The 15,298-nt window shown below is 69.6% G+C and carries 15 protein-coding genes and 1 pseudogene; 10 read left to right on the plus strand and 6 right to left on the minus strand.

The features are described from left to right. Nucleotides 1-24 precede the first annotated feature (24 nt). On the minus strand, nt 25-3,015 hold the full coding sequence (gene uvrA, locus OHN74_RS09645) for an excinuclease ABC subunit UvrA (RefSeq protein ID WP_327694110.1): 2,991 nt from the start codon (nt 3,013-3,015) through the stop codon (nt 25-27). A 223-nt stretch (nt 3,016-3,238) separates the two neighbouring features. On the opposite strand from uvrA, the gene OHN74_RS09650 reads away from it, so the two are divergent. Then, nucleotides 3,239-3,925, plus strand: coding sequence for a maleylpyruvate isomerase family mycothiol-dependent enzyme (locus tag OHN74_RS09650; RefSeq protein WP_327694111.1), 687 nt, complete (start codon nt 3,239-3,241; stop codon nt 3,923-3,925). A 30-nt stretch (nt 3,926-3,955) separates the two neighbouring features. Continuing rightward, the gene (locus tag OHN74_RS09655) at nt 3,956-4,609 is read left to right on the plus strand and encodes an MBL fold metallo-hydrolase (RefSeq protein ID WP_327694112.1); all 654 of its coding nucleotides are present in this window, start codon (nt 3,956-3,958) and stop codon (nt 4,607-4,609) included. Nucleotides 4,610-5,093: 484 nt separating this feature from the next. Here OHN74_RS09655 and OHN74_RS09660 read toward each other — a convergent pair whose 3' ends face one another. The 3 genes from OHN74_RS09660 to OHN74_RS09670 all read right to left on the minus strand — a co-directional run bounded on the left by OHN74_RS09660 (nt 5,094) and on the right by OHN74_RS09670 (nt 6,529). Next, nucleotides 5,094-5,537, minus strand: coding sequence for a DUF2267 domain-containing protein (locus tag OHN74_RS09660; protein ID WP_327694113.1), 444 nt, complete (start codon nt 5,535-5,537; stop codon nt 5,094-5,096). 57 nt (nt 5,538-5,594) lie between these two features. Then, entirely contained in the window at nt 5,595-5,990 is a 396-nt protein-coding gene (locus tag OHN74_RS09665; protein ID WP_327694114.1) for a DUF2267 domain-containing protein, read from the minus strand. A 104-nt stretch (nt 5,991-6,094) separates the two neighbouring features. Further along, nucleotides 6,095-6,529, minus strand: a complete 435-nt coding sequence (locus OHN74_RS09670; protein WP_327694115.1) for an Hsp20/alpha crystallin family protein — start codon at nt 6,527-6,529, stop codon at nt 6,095-6,097. A gap of 127 nt (nt 6,530-6,656) precedes the next feature. Between OHN74_RS09670 and OHN74_RS09675 the strand changes: the two genes are divergently transcribed. Continuing rightward, nucleotides 6,657-7,301, plus strand: coding sequence for a type III effector protein (locus tag OHN74_RS09675; RefSeq protein ID WP_327694116.1), 645 nt, complete (start codon nt 6,657-6,659; stop codon nt 7,299-7,301). Between the two features lie 203 nt (nt 7,302-7,504). On the opposite strand, the gene OHN74_RS09680 is transcribed toward OHN74_RS09675, so the two are convergent. Further along, nucleotides 7,505-8,113 (minus strand): TetR/AcrR family transcriptional regulator, encoded by a 609-nt coding sequence (locus tag OHN74_RS09680; RefSeq protein WP_327694117.1) that lies wholly within the window; start codon nt 8,111-8,113, stop codon nt 7,505-7,507. A gap of 111 nt (nt 8,114-8,224) precedes the next feature. On the opposite strand from OHN74_RS09680, the gene OHN74_RS09685 reads away from it, so the two are divergent. The 5 genes and pseudogenes from OHN74_RS09685 (at nt 8,225) to OHN74_RS09710 (ending at nt 12,289) form a co-directional block, all read left to right on the plus strand. After that, nucleotides 8,225-8,650, plus strand: coding sequence for a nuclear transport factor 2 family protein (locus tag OHN74_RS09685; protein WP_327694118.1), 426 nt, complete (start codon nt 8,225-8,227; stop codon nt 8,648-8,650). Nucleotides 8,651-9,211: 561 nt separating this feature from the next. Continuing rightward, nucleotides 9,212-9,409: pseudogene (locus OHN74_RS09695) on the plus strand (MBL fold metallo-hydrolase); the annotation flags it as partial. Between the two features lie 317 nt (nt 9,410-9,726). Then, the gene (locus OHN74_RS09700) at nt 9,727-10,611 is read left to right on the plus strand and encodes an ABC transporter substrate-binding protein (RefSeq protein WP_327694119.1); all 885 of its coding nucleotides are present in this window, start codon (nt 9,727-9,729) and stop codon (nt 10,609-10,611) included. After that, nucleotides 10,608-11,516 carry an amino acid ABC transporter permease gene (locus OHN74_RS09705; protein WP_327694120.1) on the plus strand — a complete coding sequence of 303 codons (909 nt, stop codon included), beginning with the start codon at nt 10,608-10,610 and terminating at the stop codon, nt 11,514-11,516. Before OHN74_RS09700 ends, OHN74_RS09705 begins: the two co-directional genes overlap by 4 nt. A 44-nt stretch (nt 11,517-11,560) precedes the next feature. After that, a complete protein-coding gene (locus OHN74_RS09710) occupies nt 11,561-12,289 on the plus strand; it encodes an amino acid ABC transporter ATP-binding protein (protein WP_327700056.1) in 729 nt (242 codons plus the stop codon). A gap of 19 nt (nt 12,290-12,308) precedes the next feature. Here the strand turns inward: OHN74_RS09710 and aroQ are convergent, their stop codons facing one another. Beyond that, nucleotides 12,309-12,782 carry a type II 3-dehydroquinate dehydratase gene (gene aroQ / locus OHN74_RS09715; protein ID WP_327694121.1) on the minus strand — a complete coding sequence of 158 codons (474 nt, stop codon included), beginning with the start codon at nt 12,780-12,782 and terminating at the stop codon, nt 12,309-12,311. A 103-nt stretch (nt 12,783-12,885) separates the two neighbouring features. Between aroQ and OHN74_RS09720 the strand changes: the two genes are divergently transcribed. Continuing rightward, nucleotides 12,886-13,932, plus strand: a complete 1,047-nt coding sequence (locus tag OHN74_RS09720) for a S66 family peptidase (protein ID WP_327694122.1) — start codon at nt 12,886-12,888, stop codon at nt 13,930-13,932. Nucleotides 13,933-13,991: 59 nt separating this feature from the next. After that, a complete protein-coding gene (locus tag OHN74_RS09725; protein ID WP_327694123.1) occupies nt 13,992-15,296 on the plus strand; it encodes an MFS transporter in 1,305 nt (434 codons plus the stop codon). Nucleotides 15,297-15,298: the final 2 nt, after the last annotated feature.

A 15,298-nucleotide genomic window follows, 5' to 3' on the forward strand; every position in this document is an offset into this window, starting at 1 on the left:
CGTGGTTCCGAGCGCGTCGACAGCTCAGGCCTTGCGGGCCCGAGCTGTCGTCTTCTTCGCCGGAGCTGTCTTCTTCGTGGCTCCGGCCGTCTTCGTCGCCGTCGACCTGGCCGCGACCGCCTTCTTGGCTGCCGTCTTGCGCGGGGCCTTCACCGAGGTGGCGTCGCTGACCCGCTCGGCGCCCAGGACCTCACGCAGGAACTTGCCGGTGTGGCTGGTGGCTACCCCGGCGATCTCCTCGGGCGTGCCCTCGGCGACGACGAGACCACCGCCGGCGCCTCCCTCGGGGCCCATGTCGACGACCCAGTCGGCGGTCTTGATGACATCGAGGTTGTGCTCGATGACGATGACCGTGTTGCCCTTGTCGACCAGGCCTGAGAGGACCTTGAGGAGCTTGCTGATGTCCTCGAAGTGCAGACCGGTGGTCGGCTCGTCCAGGACGTAGACCGTGCGGCCGGTGGAGCGCTTCTGGAGTTCGCTGGCGAGCTTCACCCGCTGGGCCTCGCCGCCGGACAGGGTTGTCGCGGACTGGCCGAGCCTGACGTAGCCGAGGCCGACGTCGTGCAGCGTGTTGAGGTGGCGGGCGATCGCCGGGACGGCCTCGAAGAAGTGACAGGCCTCCTCGATCGGCATGTTCAGGATGTCGGCGATGGACTTGCCCTTGTAGTGGACCTCCAGGGTCTCCCGGTTGTAGCGGGCTCCGTGGCAGACCTCGCACGGGACGTACACGTCCGGGAGGAAGTTCATCTCGATCTTGATGGTGCCGTCGCCCGCGCAGTTCTCGCAGCGTCCGCCCTTGACGTTGAAGGAGAAGCGGCCGGGCAGATAGCCCCGCACCTTCGCCTCAACGGTCTCCGCGAACAGCCTGCGGACGTGGTCGAAGACACCGGTGTACGTCGCCGGGTTGGACCGCGGGGTGCGGCCGATGGGCGACTGGTCGACGTGCACGACCTTGTCGACGAGGTCGTCGCCGTCCACGCGCGTGTGGCGGCCCGGCACGCTGCGGGCGCCGTTCAGTTCGCGGGCGAGGTGCGTGTACAGGATGTCGTTGACCAGCGTCGACTTGCCGGAGCCGGACACCCCGGTGACGGCCGTGAGGACACCCAGCGGGAACGACACGTCGATGTCCTGCAGGTTGTTCTCGCGGGCCCCGTGCACGGTGAGCCGGCGGGAGGGGTCCTGCGGGCGCCGGATGTCGGGCAGCGGGATGGCCTTCTTGCCGGACAGGTACTGCCCGGTCATCGACTCCTCGTTGGCGAGCAGTTCCTTCAGGGAGCCGCTGTGCACGACCCTGCCGCCGTGCTCGCCCGCGCCTGGGCCGATGTCGACGATCCAGTCGGCGACCTTGATGGTGTCCTCGTCGTGCTCGACGACGATGAGCGTGTTGCCCATGTCCCGCAGCCGGACCAGGGTCTCGATCAGCCGGTGGTTGTCGCGCTGGTGCAGACCGATGGAGGGTTCGTCGAGGACGTACAGGACACCGACCAGCCCGGAGCCGATCTGGGTCGCGAGGCGGATGCGCTGAGCCTCGCCGCCGGAGAGGGTGCCGGCCGCGCGGTTCAGCGAGAGGTAGTCGAGGCCGACGTCGACCAGGAACTTCAGCCGCTCGTTGACCTCCTTGAGCACCCGCTCGGCGATCTTCTTGTCGCGGTCGTCGAGTTTCAGCTCGGCCAGGAAGTCCGCGCAGTCGCTGATCGACATCGCGGCGACCTCGGCGATGGACTTCTCCATGACCGTGACCGCGAGGACGATCGGCTTGAGGCGGGTGCCCTCGCAGGTGGGGCAGGGCACCTCGCGCATGTAGCCCTCGAAGCGCTCCCGGCTGGCGTCGCTCTCGGACTCGCTGTGCCGCCGCTTCACGAACGGGACGGCGCCCTCGAAGGGCGTGGTGTACACGCGCTCCCGGCCGTACCGGTTGCGGTAGCGGACCTCGATCTGGGTCTTGTGACCGTGCAGAAGCGCCTTCCGCGCACGCTGCGGGAGGCCCGCGAAGGGGATGTCCGTGCGGAATCCCAACGCGTCCGCGAGGGCGGTGATGAGGCGGCTGAAGTAGTCCTTGGTGTGGCCGTGCGACCAGGGGTGGATGGCGCCCTCGTCGAGGGACTTGTCCTCGTCCGGGACGATCAGCTCGGGGTCGACCTCCATGCGCGTGCCGATGCCCGAGCAGTCGGGGCAGGCACCGAAGGGCGAGTTGAAGGAGAAGGAGCGGGGCTCCAGTTCCTCGAAGGACAGGTCGTCGTACGGGCAGTACAGGTGCTCCGAGTACATGCGCTCGCGCTCGGGGTCGTCCTCGGGGAGGTCGACGAAGTCGAGCACGACCATGCCGCCGGCGAGACCGAGGGCGGTCTCCACGGAGTCGGTGAGGCGGCGCTTGGCGCCCTCCTTGACCGTGAGGCGGTCGATGACCACCTCGATGGTGTGCTTCTCCTGCTTCTTCAGCGTGGGCGGGTCGGACAGCTGGATCGTCTCGCCGTCCACACGCGCGCGGGAGTAGCCCTTGGTCTGGAGGTCCGCGAACAGGTCGACGAACTCGCCCTTGCGCTCCCGCACGAGCGGTGACAGCACCTGGAAGCGGCTGCCCTCCGGCAGCTCCAGGACCCTGTCGACGATGGCCTGCGGCGACTGACGCGAGATGGGGCGACGGCACTCGGGGCAGTGCGGCTTGCCGATGCGCGCGAAGAGGAGACGGAGATAGTCGTAGACCTCGGTGATGGTGCCCACCGTCGAGCGCGGGTTGCGCGAGGTCGACTTCTGGTCGATCGAGACGGCCGGTGAGAGGCCCTCGATGAAGTCGACGTCCGGCTTGTCCATCTGGCCGAGGAACTGGCGGGCGTACGACGAGAGCGACTCGACGTAGCGGCGCTGGCCCTCGGCGAAGATCGTGTCGAAGGCCAGGGAGGACTTGCCCGACCCCGACAGGCCCGTGAAGACGATGAGCGAGTCGCGCGGGAGGTCGAGCGAGACATTTTTGAGATTGTGCTCGCGCGCGCCACGGACGATGAGACGGTCGGCCACGCCGGTCCGCACCTTTCTTGAGAGAAGTGACAGGGGCGGGGCCCCCGTGCTTTCTCAGACTAGGGGGAGCCACTGACAACGCCGGTCGGATTCCTGGGGTGGTAACAATCCCCGGCCATCCAGCATGCCCGACGCCGCACTCGACCATATAGCACGCACATTCGATTTGCGGGCCTGTCCCATCGGCTTCACCCGAACGTGTGGCGGGGCTATCGTCGGCTCCATGGCCGATCATGTGCGCGACCTGGCATCTGTACACGACGCGACGGAGCGACTGCTCACCGCAGTCGCGAAATTGAACAACGATTCGGTGGCCGAACCGTCACGGCTGCCTGGCTGGACCCGCGGCCATGTCCTGGCCCACCTCGCCCGCAACGCGGACGCCCTCGTGAACGTCCTCGAAGGACGTCTCATGTACGTCTCCGGGGAGGCCCGCGACGCCGGCATCGAGCGGGACGCCCCACGCCCCCTCGACGTACAGCTCTCGGACGTGCGCGAGAGCGCCGCCCGCTTCCAGGAGGCGGGGGCAGTGCCCGCGGACTGGTCGCGCACGGTGGAGCTGCGCAACGGGGTCACCGACACCGCCTCGCGGGTCCCGTTCCGCCGCTGGATCGAGGTCGAGCTGCACCACGTCGATCTGGGGATCGGGTACGAGCTCGAAGACCTTCCGGCGGAGTTCATGGAGCGGGAGATCACGTTCCTGGCCGACCGGTTCACAGGCCATCCGGAGGTGCCGCCCACGGTGATCACGGACGGCACGCGCGCGTGGAGGACGGGAAGCGAAGCGGGCGGGCCCGAGGTCACGGTCACCGGAGCCGCGCCCGAGCTGCTGGGCTGGCTCGCCGGTCGCCGCGACGGAGCGGAACTCGACGTCCAGGGCGGAGCACTGCCCACACTGCCCGCGCTCTAGGGTCACCGGCGCCGCTATAGGCTGAACGTCATGACGTACAGCGGAGCGGTGAAGGTCGGCGGCCCTGCCGATGTGCACGAGTTGCCGGACCTGATGATCACCAAGGTCGCGGTGGGCCCAATGAACAACAACGCCTATCTGCTTCGCTGCCGGGCCACGGACGAGCAGTTGCTGATCGACGCGGCGAACGACGCCCATACGCTGATCACACTGATCGGTGACGACGGCATCGCGTCGGTCGTCACCACGCACCAGCACGGGGACCACTGGCAGGCGCTCGCGGAGGTCGTGGAAGCCACCGGTGCCCGTACGTACGCGGGCCGGGACGACGCCGAGGGCATCCCCGTACCCACCGATGTACCGGTCGCCGACGGTGACACGATCCGCGTCGGGCGTGTGGAACTCACCGCACGCCATCTGGTCGGGCACACTCCGGGTTCGATCGCGCTCGTCTACGACGACCCGCACGGGCATCCGCACGTGTTCACCGGGGACTGTCTCTTCCCTGGCGGTCCTGGGCGGACGACGCGTCCGGAAGAGTTCAACTCCCTGATGGGCGGCCTGGAGACGAAGCTGTTCGACGTCCTGCCTGACGAGACGTGGATCTACCCCGGCCACGGCAACGACACCTCCCTCGGCACGGAGCGGCCCCACCTCGCGGAGTGGCGCGCACGAGGCTGGTAACCCGTCCGACGACGACCGCCCCCGTTTCGAACCGAAGCGGGGGCGGTCGCGCGTTCAGGCACGTCGAAGCTCCGGCAGCGAAGCCACCCGCCAGGAACATGCAGAGGGTCCCGGGAAGACGTCTCGCGCCACGTCGCCATCGCGGTACGTTCTCGCCCGGCAAGATGCGTACGCCGCCCGCCGACACCGGCGCCCACGCCGAAAGGTGATCGACCGGTCAAGGTCCTCCGGGGCCCGCTTCCCCCGGCATATCTCGATACGGCGGGAGCGTGGGAGACCGCCAGGAGCGAGCAGAAGATGCCAAGGAAGCAGGCGACCGCGGCGCAGAAGGCCCGCCAACGCCAGGCGGCCACCGGCGGGAAGTACACCGCCGCCCTCCGCGCCGGACCCGGAAGAGAAGTTCGGTGACCTGTGCTGGAAGGGCACGCCATGGCCCCAGGTCCCCGACGTGCGGTGGGGTCGCGTCCGCCCCGCACGTCGCCGGCTACGCGGCGGGTGTGAGCTCGGCGCGGCCGAACAGCAGGGCGTAGCCGGTGGGGAGCCGGCCCAGGACGCGGGTGATGAGGTCGGAGCCTGCGTGGGCGGCGACGGCGGAGAAGACGGATCCGGTGTCCCAGCGGGTGGTGGCCAGGGAGGCACCGGTGCGGGCGGCGAGGTCCTTGACGAAGGCCCAGCCCGTCAGGGGCTGGGGGTCGGGGATCTGCGCAGTCAGCACGCGTGCGCCCTCCAAGGGCAGACAGGCGGCGAGATCGACGCGTTCGTCACCGGTCAACTGGCGCCCCAGGCCGGAGAGGACCAGGCGGACGGCTTCGTCGGCCCGCTCACGGGTGGGGTAGGCGCCTTCGTAGCGGACCTTCTCCAGCATCTGCTCGTACGCCGTCGAGTACGGCTGCCGGTGCTCAAGCGGTTCGCGCACGTCGGTGATCACTGCGGTGCATGCCTTTCATGGGAGCCATGGTGCCGGTGTGCGGCACCGAGGTACGGGTCAGGTGGGAAGGGGGCGGCCGAAGAGGAGGTCGTAGCCGACGGGGAGCTGGAGCAGGATCTGCCCCAGCAGGTCATCGCCGACGGCGTCGGCGACCGTGGACAGCACGGCGCCGACGTCCCAGGTGGCGGTCTGCTCGGTGGCGCCCTCGATCCAGGCGGCGGTCGCCCGGACGAACCGCTCCGGGGGTAGCGGTTCGGCGCTCTGCAGCGGGTTGAGCAGGATCAGGGCGAAGCCCTCTGGCAGGCGCGCCGCCAACTGGGCGCGGACTTCGCCGACCAGGTGCGCGCCCAGCAGGGCGAGCACCACGCGGGCCGCGCGCTCGGCTTCCTCCGCAGTGCCGTATTCGCCCCGTTCCTTCACGTGGTCGAGGAACGCTTCGCGTCGCAGAGTCATGTCGGCCGCCACCCATGCTTGTTTCTCGGACTGCCCACGGGGTCGCGGAGGACGGGGTGAGGGGGAGATCAGGTGCCCGTCCTCCGCACCGGTCCGGCCAGGTGTCAGCCGGAGATCTCCTGGCGGCCGGAGCCGACGCCGATGGAGATCTTGCGGGGCTTGGCGCGCTCGGCGATCGGGATGCGCAGGGTGAGCACGCCCGCGTCGTAGTCGGCCTTGATGTGCTCGGTGTCGAGGGTGTCGGCGAGCACGATCTGGCGGGAGAAGACGCCCAGGGGCCGCTCGGACAGCTCCATCTGTACGTCGTCGGCGGCCTTTGTCACCGGCCGGCGCTCGGCCTTGACGGTGAGCATGTTCCGCTCGACGTCGATGTCGATCGCGTCTGCGGTGACACCGGGAAGGTCGAAGGCCACTACGTAGTCGTCGCCCTCGCGGTAGGCGTCCATCGGCATCGCCGACGGCCTCGACCAGGTACCTGGGCCCATCAGCTGCTGCGTCAGCCGGTCCAGCTCACGGAAGGGGTCAGTGCGCATCAACATCGTGAAAACACCTCCAGCAGGTTCAGGCAGTTGCTGCCAATGCGCTCACTGACACCGTTGTAACATGTCATCCAATGGATGACAAACATGATGTCGTCTACGTGATGACAATCCGAGGGAGGTGTCTGTGACCGCAGCCGACCAGCCGTCCACGACCAGCACGAACGCCCACAGTCCGGCGTCGTTCCTCGCCGCCGTGGCGGCCCTGAACGCCATAGACGGCGCCCTGCGCGACGCCCATCGGGACTCTCCGGACATGCCCGACGGGCCCGGGACCGGACCTGGTCCCGGGCCGGAGCAGGCGCTGGCCTCCCTGATGCTGCTGCGGCAGGTGCGCGAGCTGCTCGCCGGATGGGAGACCGGCCTGATCGAAACCGCCCGCGACGCGGGCGCCAGCTGGGCCGACCTCGCCCATCCCCTCGGCGTCGCCAGCCGCCAGGCAGCCGAACGCCGTTACCTGCGCGGCCGGCCCGGCCCCGCCGGGACCACAGGCGAGCAGCGCGTGACGGCCACCCGTCAGGCCCGTGCCGTCGAACGCACCACCGCCGCCTGGGCCCGTGCCAACGCCGCCGACCTGCGCCGCATCGCGGGCCAGATCACCGCCCTCACCGACCTGCCCGCCACCGCCCGCCGCCCGCTCGACAAGCTCCACGCGGCCCTCGCCCACGACGACCCCGCCGACCTCGTCGCCCCGCTGACCGCCACCCGCCCCTACCTGGCTGCCACCCACCCCGGCCTCGCCGCCCGGCTCGACACCCTCACACCCCCCTGAACCCACCCGTTGTCCCAGGGCATGCGCGAGATCCCCCTGCCGTCACCTGACGCAGCTCCGCGCTTCTTCAAGCCAGGAGCCGGTGAGCAAGGATCGCCATATCCCCTCCGGACTGCCTCATCTGTCACATAGGGTGACGCTCTGGTTCGCCACGGCGAGCTCCAGGGGGCCGGGTACGGGGCGCGGGCAGCGCAGGGAAGTCATCACGGGGCGTCGCCTTCCGTGTGGGGCTGACCCAGGGGTGCGATTCCCGCGTGCACCAGACGGAGGAACAACGCCCTCCGCTGTTGCCGCAACTGCGGGTCCGCGCTCGTCTTCTTCAGCCCGTCCTCGACCGCGAGGAGGAGAAGCACGATGTCCTCGGCGGTCGCGCCGGAGGTCGCGAACTGCACTTCTCCCGCTGCCTCGGCGGAATGCAGCGCGGAGGTGAGCCGGACGACCAGAGCCGCATGGGCCTCGCCGGCGATGTCCCCGGCGACGTCGAGACTCGCGTCGAGGACTTCCCCGCCGTGCACGCTCGACGAGATCTGCGCCAGGAGTCCCCCGAAGTAGGCGGCCATCGCGGCATCGACTCGGGACAGCGCATCGCCCTGCCGGGTGAGAGCAGTGTCCACCTCGCCGAGCGCCCAGGAGTGCGCCCGGCGGGACCCTGCCCGGAAGAGATCTTCCTTACTGGGGAAATGCAGATACAGGGCAGCCCGGGACATCCCGGCGGCACGGGCCACGTCCTGCATGGTGGTCTTGCCGTAGCCGTACTGACAGAAGGCACTCAGTGCGGCATCGAGGATGTGTTCCGTTCGGTCGTCTGCCATGCTGTGATCATGACGCAATGGACTCCCAGCGTCAATGAGTCCAATTTGGCTGGTCATCTTGGGTTCCACACTCAGTGCCCGACCTCTCAACCCATCAGGAGCAAAGGCCCCATGACACAGACAGCAGCCGTCCCGGCCGGTGGTGCGATCGCCGAGCAGATCCGCGAGGTCGAGCGGGCCAGGCTCCGAGCGCTCGTAGCAGGCGACATCCGTGCCGCTTCCGAGCTGCACTCACCCGACTTCCAGCTCGTCACCCCCGTCGGTCACCTGCTGCCCAAAGACGCATACCTCCAGGCGATCGCGACCGGAGACATCGACTACGTGGAGTGGGAACCCGGCCCCATCGACGTCCGGATTCACGGGACCGCCGCCGTCATCCGCTACCAGGCCACGCTGGAGGTGATCTTCAAGCATCACCGGGTACCCCGCGCGAGTTATTGGCACACCGACACCTATGAGAACGCAGACGGCCAGTGGCAAGCGGTCTGGTCCCAGGCAACCGCGATCGAGCAGATGACAGAGCGCCCACTCCCGTAGCGGACCCGGACCGCCGGACCTGAGAGCGCCGCAGCTCCCAGGGGGCATGGGCGCGTCCGCGGACATTTGCCGCACGCTCCGCTCACCTCGGTGATATTCCGACCCAGACGGGTCGCCGGCGGACCCGCGTGGAAGGACGCGATCGCCCTGGCCGCCGCGCTCGCCACCGAGCCCACTGTTGTGGCCGCGCTCGCTACGACGCCGAGCGCCGACCGCGCAGCCAGGCCGTCGTGCGGGCCGGCCGGACGGGCCGGCTGCCCTCCCACCCACTGACCGTCGCCCTGCGGAACGATGCAATGCGGCCGACACCCTCCCACACCGCAACACACATGCCCCTTCGGCACCACGCCTGGATCCCAGCATGGCGGAGCTGATCCGATTCGCGCCCCGCCGGCTCACCCCCAGACGCCTTCCCAGACAAAGTCGAGTTGGGTGTCTTGCCGTTGGCGGTCGCGGTCGGCGTCGGCGTCCGGGTGCGTGCTGATCTTGTTCCGGACGACCTGTGGCAGCGGGTGGCTCCACTGTTGCCGCGTGCTCCCGAGCGCAGTCAGCGCTATCCCGGGCAACCGCGCGTTCCCCGGCGGCGTGGGCAACACACGCAAGGACCCGGAAGCCTTCGCCAGCCTGATCCACGACGTGGAGACGAAGATCTTCGGCCCGCTCCCGGACGAGAGCTGGGTCTATCCGGGCCACGGCAACGACACGACCCTGGGTACGGAGCGGCCCCACCTGCCGGAGTGGCACGCACGGGGCTGGTGAGCCGACCGGCGGGGACCGCGCACACGAGGTGGTGAACTCCCCCGTAGGGGCGTGCAATTGATGGACGCGCGCCCCGTGTGAAACGAACACACGCGCCAGTGACGTACACGCGCTCCCGGCGTGCGCGCTGGCGTAGTCCACTGAAGGCAGCCCCGCGCAGGATGACGGCTCCTGAGCGGCACGGGCCGCCGACCTGTCGATCCCCGCCCTCGGTCGGCGGCCCCGGCGTTCACAAGAACGCAACACACGTTCCCATTATGCGGACAATTCCGCGTGTGACCTGGACAAATGGCACGGTCCGCTGTCACTCTCCCGCCATGCACCTTGCCCCTTACATGTTGCGCCGCGCGTTCTCCGCCGCCACTGTCGCCCTGCTCGCCACCGCTGTCGGCTGCGCCCCGCAGCCGGAGGAGAAGAGCAGCGCCGCCTCCACCGAGTCGGCCGGAGCCACCTGTGCCAAGGGCAAGTTGGCCACCCAGACGTCGGGCAAGCTGACGATCGCCACCGACGAGCCCGCGTACGAGCCCTGGTTCAAGGACGACAAGCCCGCGAACGGTGAGGGCTTCGAGTCGGCGGTCGCGTACGCCGTGGCGAAGCAGCTCGGCTACGACAAGGCGAACGTCGTGTGGCAGAGCGTGCCCTTCAACAAGGCGTTCGCGCCCGGGGCGAAGACCTTCGACTTCGACATCAACCAGGTGTCGATCAGCGCCGAGCGCAAGAAGGCAGTGGACTTCTCGTCCGGCTACTACGACGTGCGCCAGGCCGTCATCGCGCTGAAGACCTCCAAGGCCGCGAAGGCGACGAGCATCGCGGACCTCAAGGGCCTCAAGCTGGGCGCCCAGGTCGGCACCACCAGCCTCGACTACATCGACGACGTGGTGAAGCCGACCCAGGAGCCGGCCGCGTACGCCAAGAACGACCAGGCCAAGTCCGCGCTGCAGAACGGCCAGGTGGACGCCATCGTCGTCGATCTGCCGACCGCCTTCTACATCACCGCCGCCGAGGTGACCGACGCGAAGATCGTCGGGCAGTTCGAGAACCAGGGCGGTACGCCGGAGCAGTTCGGGCTCGTGCTCGACAAGGGCAGCGCGCTCACCTCGTGCGTGACGACAGCGGTGGACGCCCTGCGCAAGGACGGCACGCTCGCCTCGATCGAGAAGCAGTGGCTGTCGGACGCCGTCGACGCTCCGGTGCTCAAGTGACCGCAGTGAAGGAGGAGTCCGGGCAGGAGGACCCGGGCGACATGGCGGACCGGGGTGACGGTTACGTCCCCTCGCAGCGGCGGCTCGACCGCGAGCGGTTCAAGCGCAATCGCGCGCGCCGGGCCACGTCGATCGCCGCGCTGTCCACCCTGGTCACCGGGGTCGTCCTCTACCTGGTCGTCGTCAACGCGCCGGGCTGGCCGCGCACCAAGGAGACGTTCTTCAACGGGGAGTACGCGCGCGAGGCGTTCCCCAAGGTCCTCGAAGGGCTGTGGCTCAACGTACGGCTGCTGCTGATCTGCGGTGTCGCGGTGCTCGTCCTGGGCATGCTGATCGCCATCGCGCGCACGCTCCGCGGCCCGGTGTTCTTCCCACTGCGCGCGCTGGCCGCCGCGTACACGGACTTCTTCCGCGGCCTCCCGCTGATCATCAACCTGATGATCGTCGTCCTGGGTGTCCCGGCGCTGCGGCTGACGGGCGTCACCGTGGACCCGGTGCTCCTCGGCGGTACGGCGCTGACGCTGACGTACTCGGCGTACGTCGCCGAGGTGTTCCGGGCCGGCATCGAGTCCGTGCACCCGTCGCAACGGGCGGCGGCGCGCTCACTCGGGCTGACCAACCGGCAGGCGCTGCGGCACGTCGTACTGCCCCAGGCCGTACGGCGCCAGGTGCCGCCGCTGCTGAACGACCTGGTGTCGCTGCAGAAGGACACCGGGCTCGTGTCGATCGGCGGCGCGGTCGACGCCGTACGCGCGGCCGACATCATCGTGGGCCGCAGCCTCAATTACACGCCGTACATCGTCGCGGGACTGGTCTTCGTCGCGCTGACCATCCCGATGACCCGCTTCACGGACTGGGTGACGGCGCGGATGGACCGGCAGCGGGCGCAGGGAGGAACACTGTGAGCGGCATCCCCGACAACTCGTCGGTCTCCTCCCCCGTGCTCCGGATGGAGTCCGTGCGCAAGACCTTCGGTGACACGGTCGTCCTGCGGGACGTCGACCTGGAGGTCGCGCCGCACTCGGTGACCGCTCTGATCGGCGCGTCCGGCTCCGGCAAGTCGACGCTGCTGCGGTGCGCGAACCTGCTGGAGGACATCGACGACGGCGCGATCTGGCTGGACGGCGAGGAGATCACCGACCCGCGGACCGACCAGGACGCCGTGCGCCGCCGGATCGGCGTGGTCTTCCAGGCGTACAACCTCTTTCCGCACATGACCGTCCTGGAGAACATCACCCTCGCCCCGCGCCGGGTGCACGGCGTGGACCGCGCGGCGGCGGAGCAGCACGCCCGTGAGCTGCTGGAGCGGCTCGGGCTCGGCGCGAAGGCGGGCGAGTACCCGGACCGGCTGAGCGGCGGACAGCAGCAGCGGGCCGCGATCGTCCGCGCGCTGGCCGTACGGCCCAGGCTGCTGCTCCTCGACGAGATCACCGCGGCCCTCGACCCGGAACTCGTGGGCGAGGTCCTCGCCGTCGTCCGGGACCTGAAGGGCGACGGTATGACGATGGTCCTGGCCACCCATGAGATGGGCTTCGCCCGCGATGTCGCGGACCAGGTCTGCTTCCTGGAGGGCGGTGTGGTCCTGGAACGCGGCACGGCCGATCAGGTGTTCGGCGATCCACAGCAGGAGCGCACTCAGCAGTTCCTGCGGCGGATCGTGGAGGCGGGGCGGCTCTAGGAGCGGTCGCGGCCGTACGTCACGCCTCCGCGGTCGCCGCTCCCACCAGAGCGGCGACCCGCTCCACCCCGAAGACGTACCCCTGCACACCGCACCCCGCGATGACGCCGTCGGCGCGCAGGGAGACGTACGAGTGGTGCCGGAACGTCTCGCGCTGGTGGATGTTGGAGATGTGGACCTCCAACACCGGCAGGCCGTCGCAGGTGTTGAGCGCGTCCAGGATCGCGACGGACGTGTGCGAGTAGGCGCCGGGGTTGATGACGATGCCGGCGTGGTGGAGGCGTGCCTCCTGGATCCAGTCGACCAGCTCGCCCTCGTGGTTGGACTGGCGGAAGTCCACCGTGCCGCCGTGCCCGGCCGCCGCCTTGGCGCACAGGGCCTCGACGTCGGCGAGGGTGTCGGAGCCGTAGATCTCCGGCTGGCGCTGGCCCAGGAGGTTCAGGTTGGGCCCGTTGAGGATCATGATCGGGGCGTTGGCGAGGGTGCGGGGCACGGTTCCTCCGGTCCGTTCAGGGATGGCGGCCTGTCGAGGACCGCTGCTCAGCCCCCGGTTTATCACGGTGCGCCGACAGCGGGGCGGCCCATACGCTCCCGGTATGACGACCCCCGCCTGTCCCCCCAAGCCCTCACCCGGCGACCGCATAGCCGTCATCTCGCCGGGCGCCGCCCTCCCCGGGCTCTTCCCGCGCCCCCACGAACTGGGGCTGGAGCGGCTGCGCAAGGAGTTCGAGCTGGAACCGGTCGAGTATCCGGCGACCCGGAAGATGGGTTCGACGCCCCAGGAGCGCGCCGACGACATCCACGCGGCGTTCGCCGACCCGCGCGTCAAAGCGGTCATCGCGACGATCGGCGGCGACGACCAGATCACCGTGCTGCCTTTCCTGGACCGGGAGTTGATCAGGGCGAACCCGAAGCCGTTCTTCGGGATGAGCGACAACACCTGCCTGTTGGCGTATCTGCGCAACACCGGGATCGTCGGCTACCACGGCGCGACCGTGATGACGGCACTCGGGCGTCCCGTGGCCATGGACCCACTGACCGCCGAGTCCCTGCGTGCCGCCCTGTTCACCTCGGGCGAGTACGAACTGCGGCCCGCCGAGCGCTGGAACGACGTCAACCGCGACTGGGCCGACCCCGCGACCTTCGACAGCGAACCGGAGATGCGTCCCGGCACCGGCTGGACCTGGCAGAACGCCGACCGCGTGGTGGAGGGCCGCGGTTGGGGCGGCTGCCTGGAGATCCTTGCCTGGCTGCTGATGGCCGACCGCGAGATCTCCCACGATCTGACGGCGTACGACGGCGGAGTGCTGTTCCTGGAGACGTCGGAGGAACTGCCGAGCGGCGAGGAGGTGTTCCGCACTCTGCGCAACATGGGTGAGCGCGGACTGCTCCAGCGCTTCTCCGCCCTGCTGATGGCCCGCGCGAAGACCTGGTCCTTCGAGCGCCCCAACAGCCCCGAGGAAGCCGCCCGTTATGCCGCCGAACAGCGGGAGGCGGTCCAGCGTGCGCTGCGCGTCTACGCTCCCGGCCTGATGACCGTCTTCGACGTGGACTTCGGGCACACGGATCCGCAACTCGTCCTCCCTTATGGAGGGCCGATACGGGTGGACGGCCCTGCCCGGCGCATCACCGTGACGTACTGATCCCGATCGGCTCTCGCACGCCCCCGTAACGTGCGGTCACCGTGGGTAGTTGACGCGACATGCACGACGTACGCACGGTAAGGGCGCCTTCCATGGTGCGGCTGGCCGCCGCCTCCCTCGCGGGGACGGCGATCGAGTTCTACGACTTCTTCGTCTACGGCACCGCCGCCGCACTGGTTCTGGGGCCATTGTTCTTCCCGACGTTCTCGCCGGTGGCCGGCACGCTGGCAGCCTTCGGGACGTTCGGTGTGGGCTTCGTCGCCCGGCCGCTGGGGTCGGTGCTGTTCGGGCACATCGGGGACCGGCGCGGGCGGCGGCCGGTCCTCGTCGCCTCGCTGCTGCTGACCGGTGCGTCGACGGTCGCGGTCGGCTGCGTGCCGACGTACGACTCGATCGGCGCGGCCGCTCCCGTGCTCCTCCTGGTGCTGCGCTTCCTCCAGGGACTCGGGCTCGGCGGGGAGTGGGGCGGGGCGGTCCTGCTGACCGCGGAACACGCGCCCGCCGAACGGCGCGCTCTGTGGGCGAGTTTTCCGCAGATCGGTCCCGCGGTGGGTTTCCTGCTCGCCAACGGCGTGATGCTGGCGCTGTCGGCGTCCCTGACGGAGGCACAGTTCGCCTCGTGGGGGTGGCGGGTGCCGTTCTGGGCGGCCGGGGTGCTCGCCGTGGCGGGGCTGTGGCTGCGTTCGTCGCTCACCGAGAGTCCGAGTTTCCTGGAGATCGACGACCACGCGCGCGTGCCGCTCGCCGAGGTGGTGCGCGACCACTGGCGGCTGGTCCTGCTGACGGCGGGGGCGCTCGCGGTCGGATACGCGGTGTTCTACGCGGTGACCACCTGGTCCCTCGCCTATGGAACGGAACGGCTCGGGGTCAGCCGTACTGTCATGCTGGCCTGCATCATGGCGGCGGTGGTGGTCAAGGGCGCCCTGACACCCGTGGTGGCTCTCCTGGGTGACCGCTACGGTCGTCGGCCGCTGTGCCTGACCGGCTGCGGGGCCGCCGCCCTGTGGATGTGCCCGATGGTCGCGCTGCTGTCGACCGGCGAACCCTTGCTGATGTTCCTCGGCTTCCTGGTGGCGATGCTCGCGTTCGTCACGATGTTCGCGGTGATCGCCGCGTATCTGCCGGAGCTGTACGAGCCCCGCGTACGGTGCACGGGCGCCGCGGTCGGCTACAACCTCGGCGGGGTTCTCGGCGGCGCGCTCACGCCGATCGTGGCGACGGCGCTCGCCGGGCACGGGGGCCGGGTCCCTTGGGGCGTGGGCGCCTATCTGACGGGGATCGCGCTGTTCAGCCTGGGGTGTTTCGCGTTGCTGCCGGAGACCCGGCCGGTGCCCCGTCTCGCCGCCGTACCGGCCACGGAGTGAAC

Origin of the sequence: Streptomyces sp. NBC_00459 (assembly GCF_036013955.1) — a bacterium.
GTDB lineage: Bacteria > Actinomycetota > Actinomycetes > Streptomycetales > Streptomycetaceae > Streptomyces.

Excerpts from the sequence above, each read along its gene's own strand:
- OHN74_RS09710 (WP_327700056.1), top strand. The coding sequence starts at position 11,561 with ATGGAGTCCGTGCGCAAGACCTTCGGTGACACGGTCGTCCTGCGGGAC.
- OHN74_RS09725 (WP_327694123.1), top strand. The coding sequence starts at position 13,992 with ATGCACGACGTACGCACGGTAAGGGCGCCTTCCATGGTGCGGCTGGCC.
- OHN74_RS09670 (WP_327694115.1), bottom strand. The coding sequence starts at position 6,529 with ATGTTGATGCGCACTGACCCCTTCCGTGAGCTGGACCGGCTGACGCAG.
- OHN74_RS09655 (WP_327694112.1), top strand. The coding sequence starts at position 3,956 with ATGACGTACAGCGGAGCGGTGAAGGTCGGCGGCCCTGCCGATGTGCAC.
- OHN74_RS09665 (WP_327694114.1), bottom strand. The coding sequence starts at position 5,990 with ATGACTCTGCGACGCGAAGCGTTCCTCGACCACGTGAAGGAACGGGGC.
- OHN74_RS09650 (WP_327694111.1), top strand. The coding sequence starts at position 3,239 with ATGGCCGATCATGTGCGCGACCTGGCATCTGTACACGACGCGACGGAG.
- OHN74_RS09720 (WP_327694122.1), top strand. The coding sequence starts at position 12,886 with ATGACGACCCCCGCCTGTCCCCCCAAGCCCTCACCCGGCGACCGCATA.
- OHN74_RS09700 (WP_327694119.1), top strand. The coding sequence starts at position 9,727 with ATGCACCTTGCCCCTTACATGTTGCGCCGCGCGTTCTCCGCCGCCACT.
- OHN74_RS09680 (WP_327694117.1), bottom strand. The coding sequence starts at position 8,113 with ATGGCAGACGACCGAACGGAACACATCCTCGATGCCGCACTGAGTGCC.
- OHN74_RS09685 (WP_327694118.1), top strand. The coding sequence starts at position 8,225 with ATGACACAGACAGCAGCCGTCCCGGCCGGTGGTGCGATCGCCGAGCAG.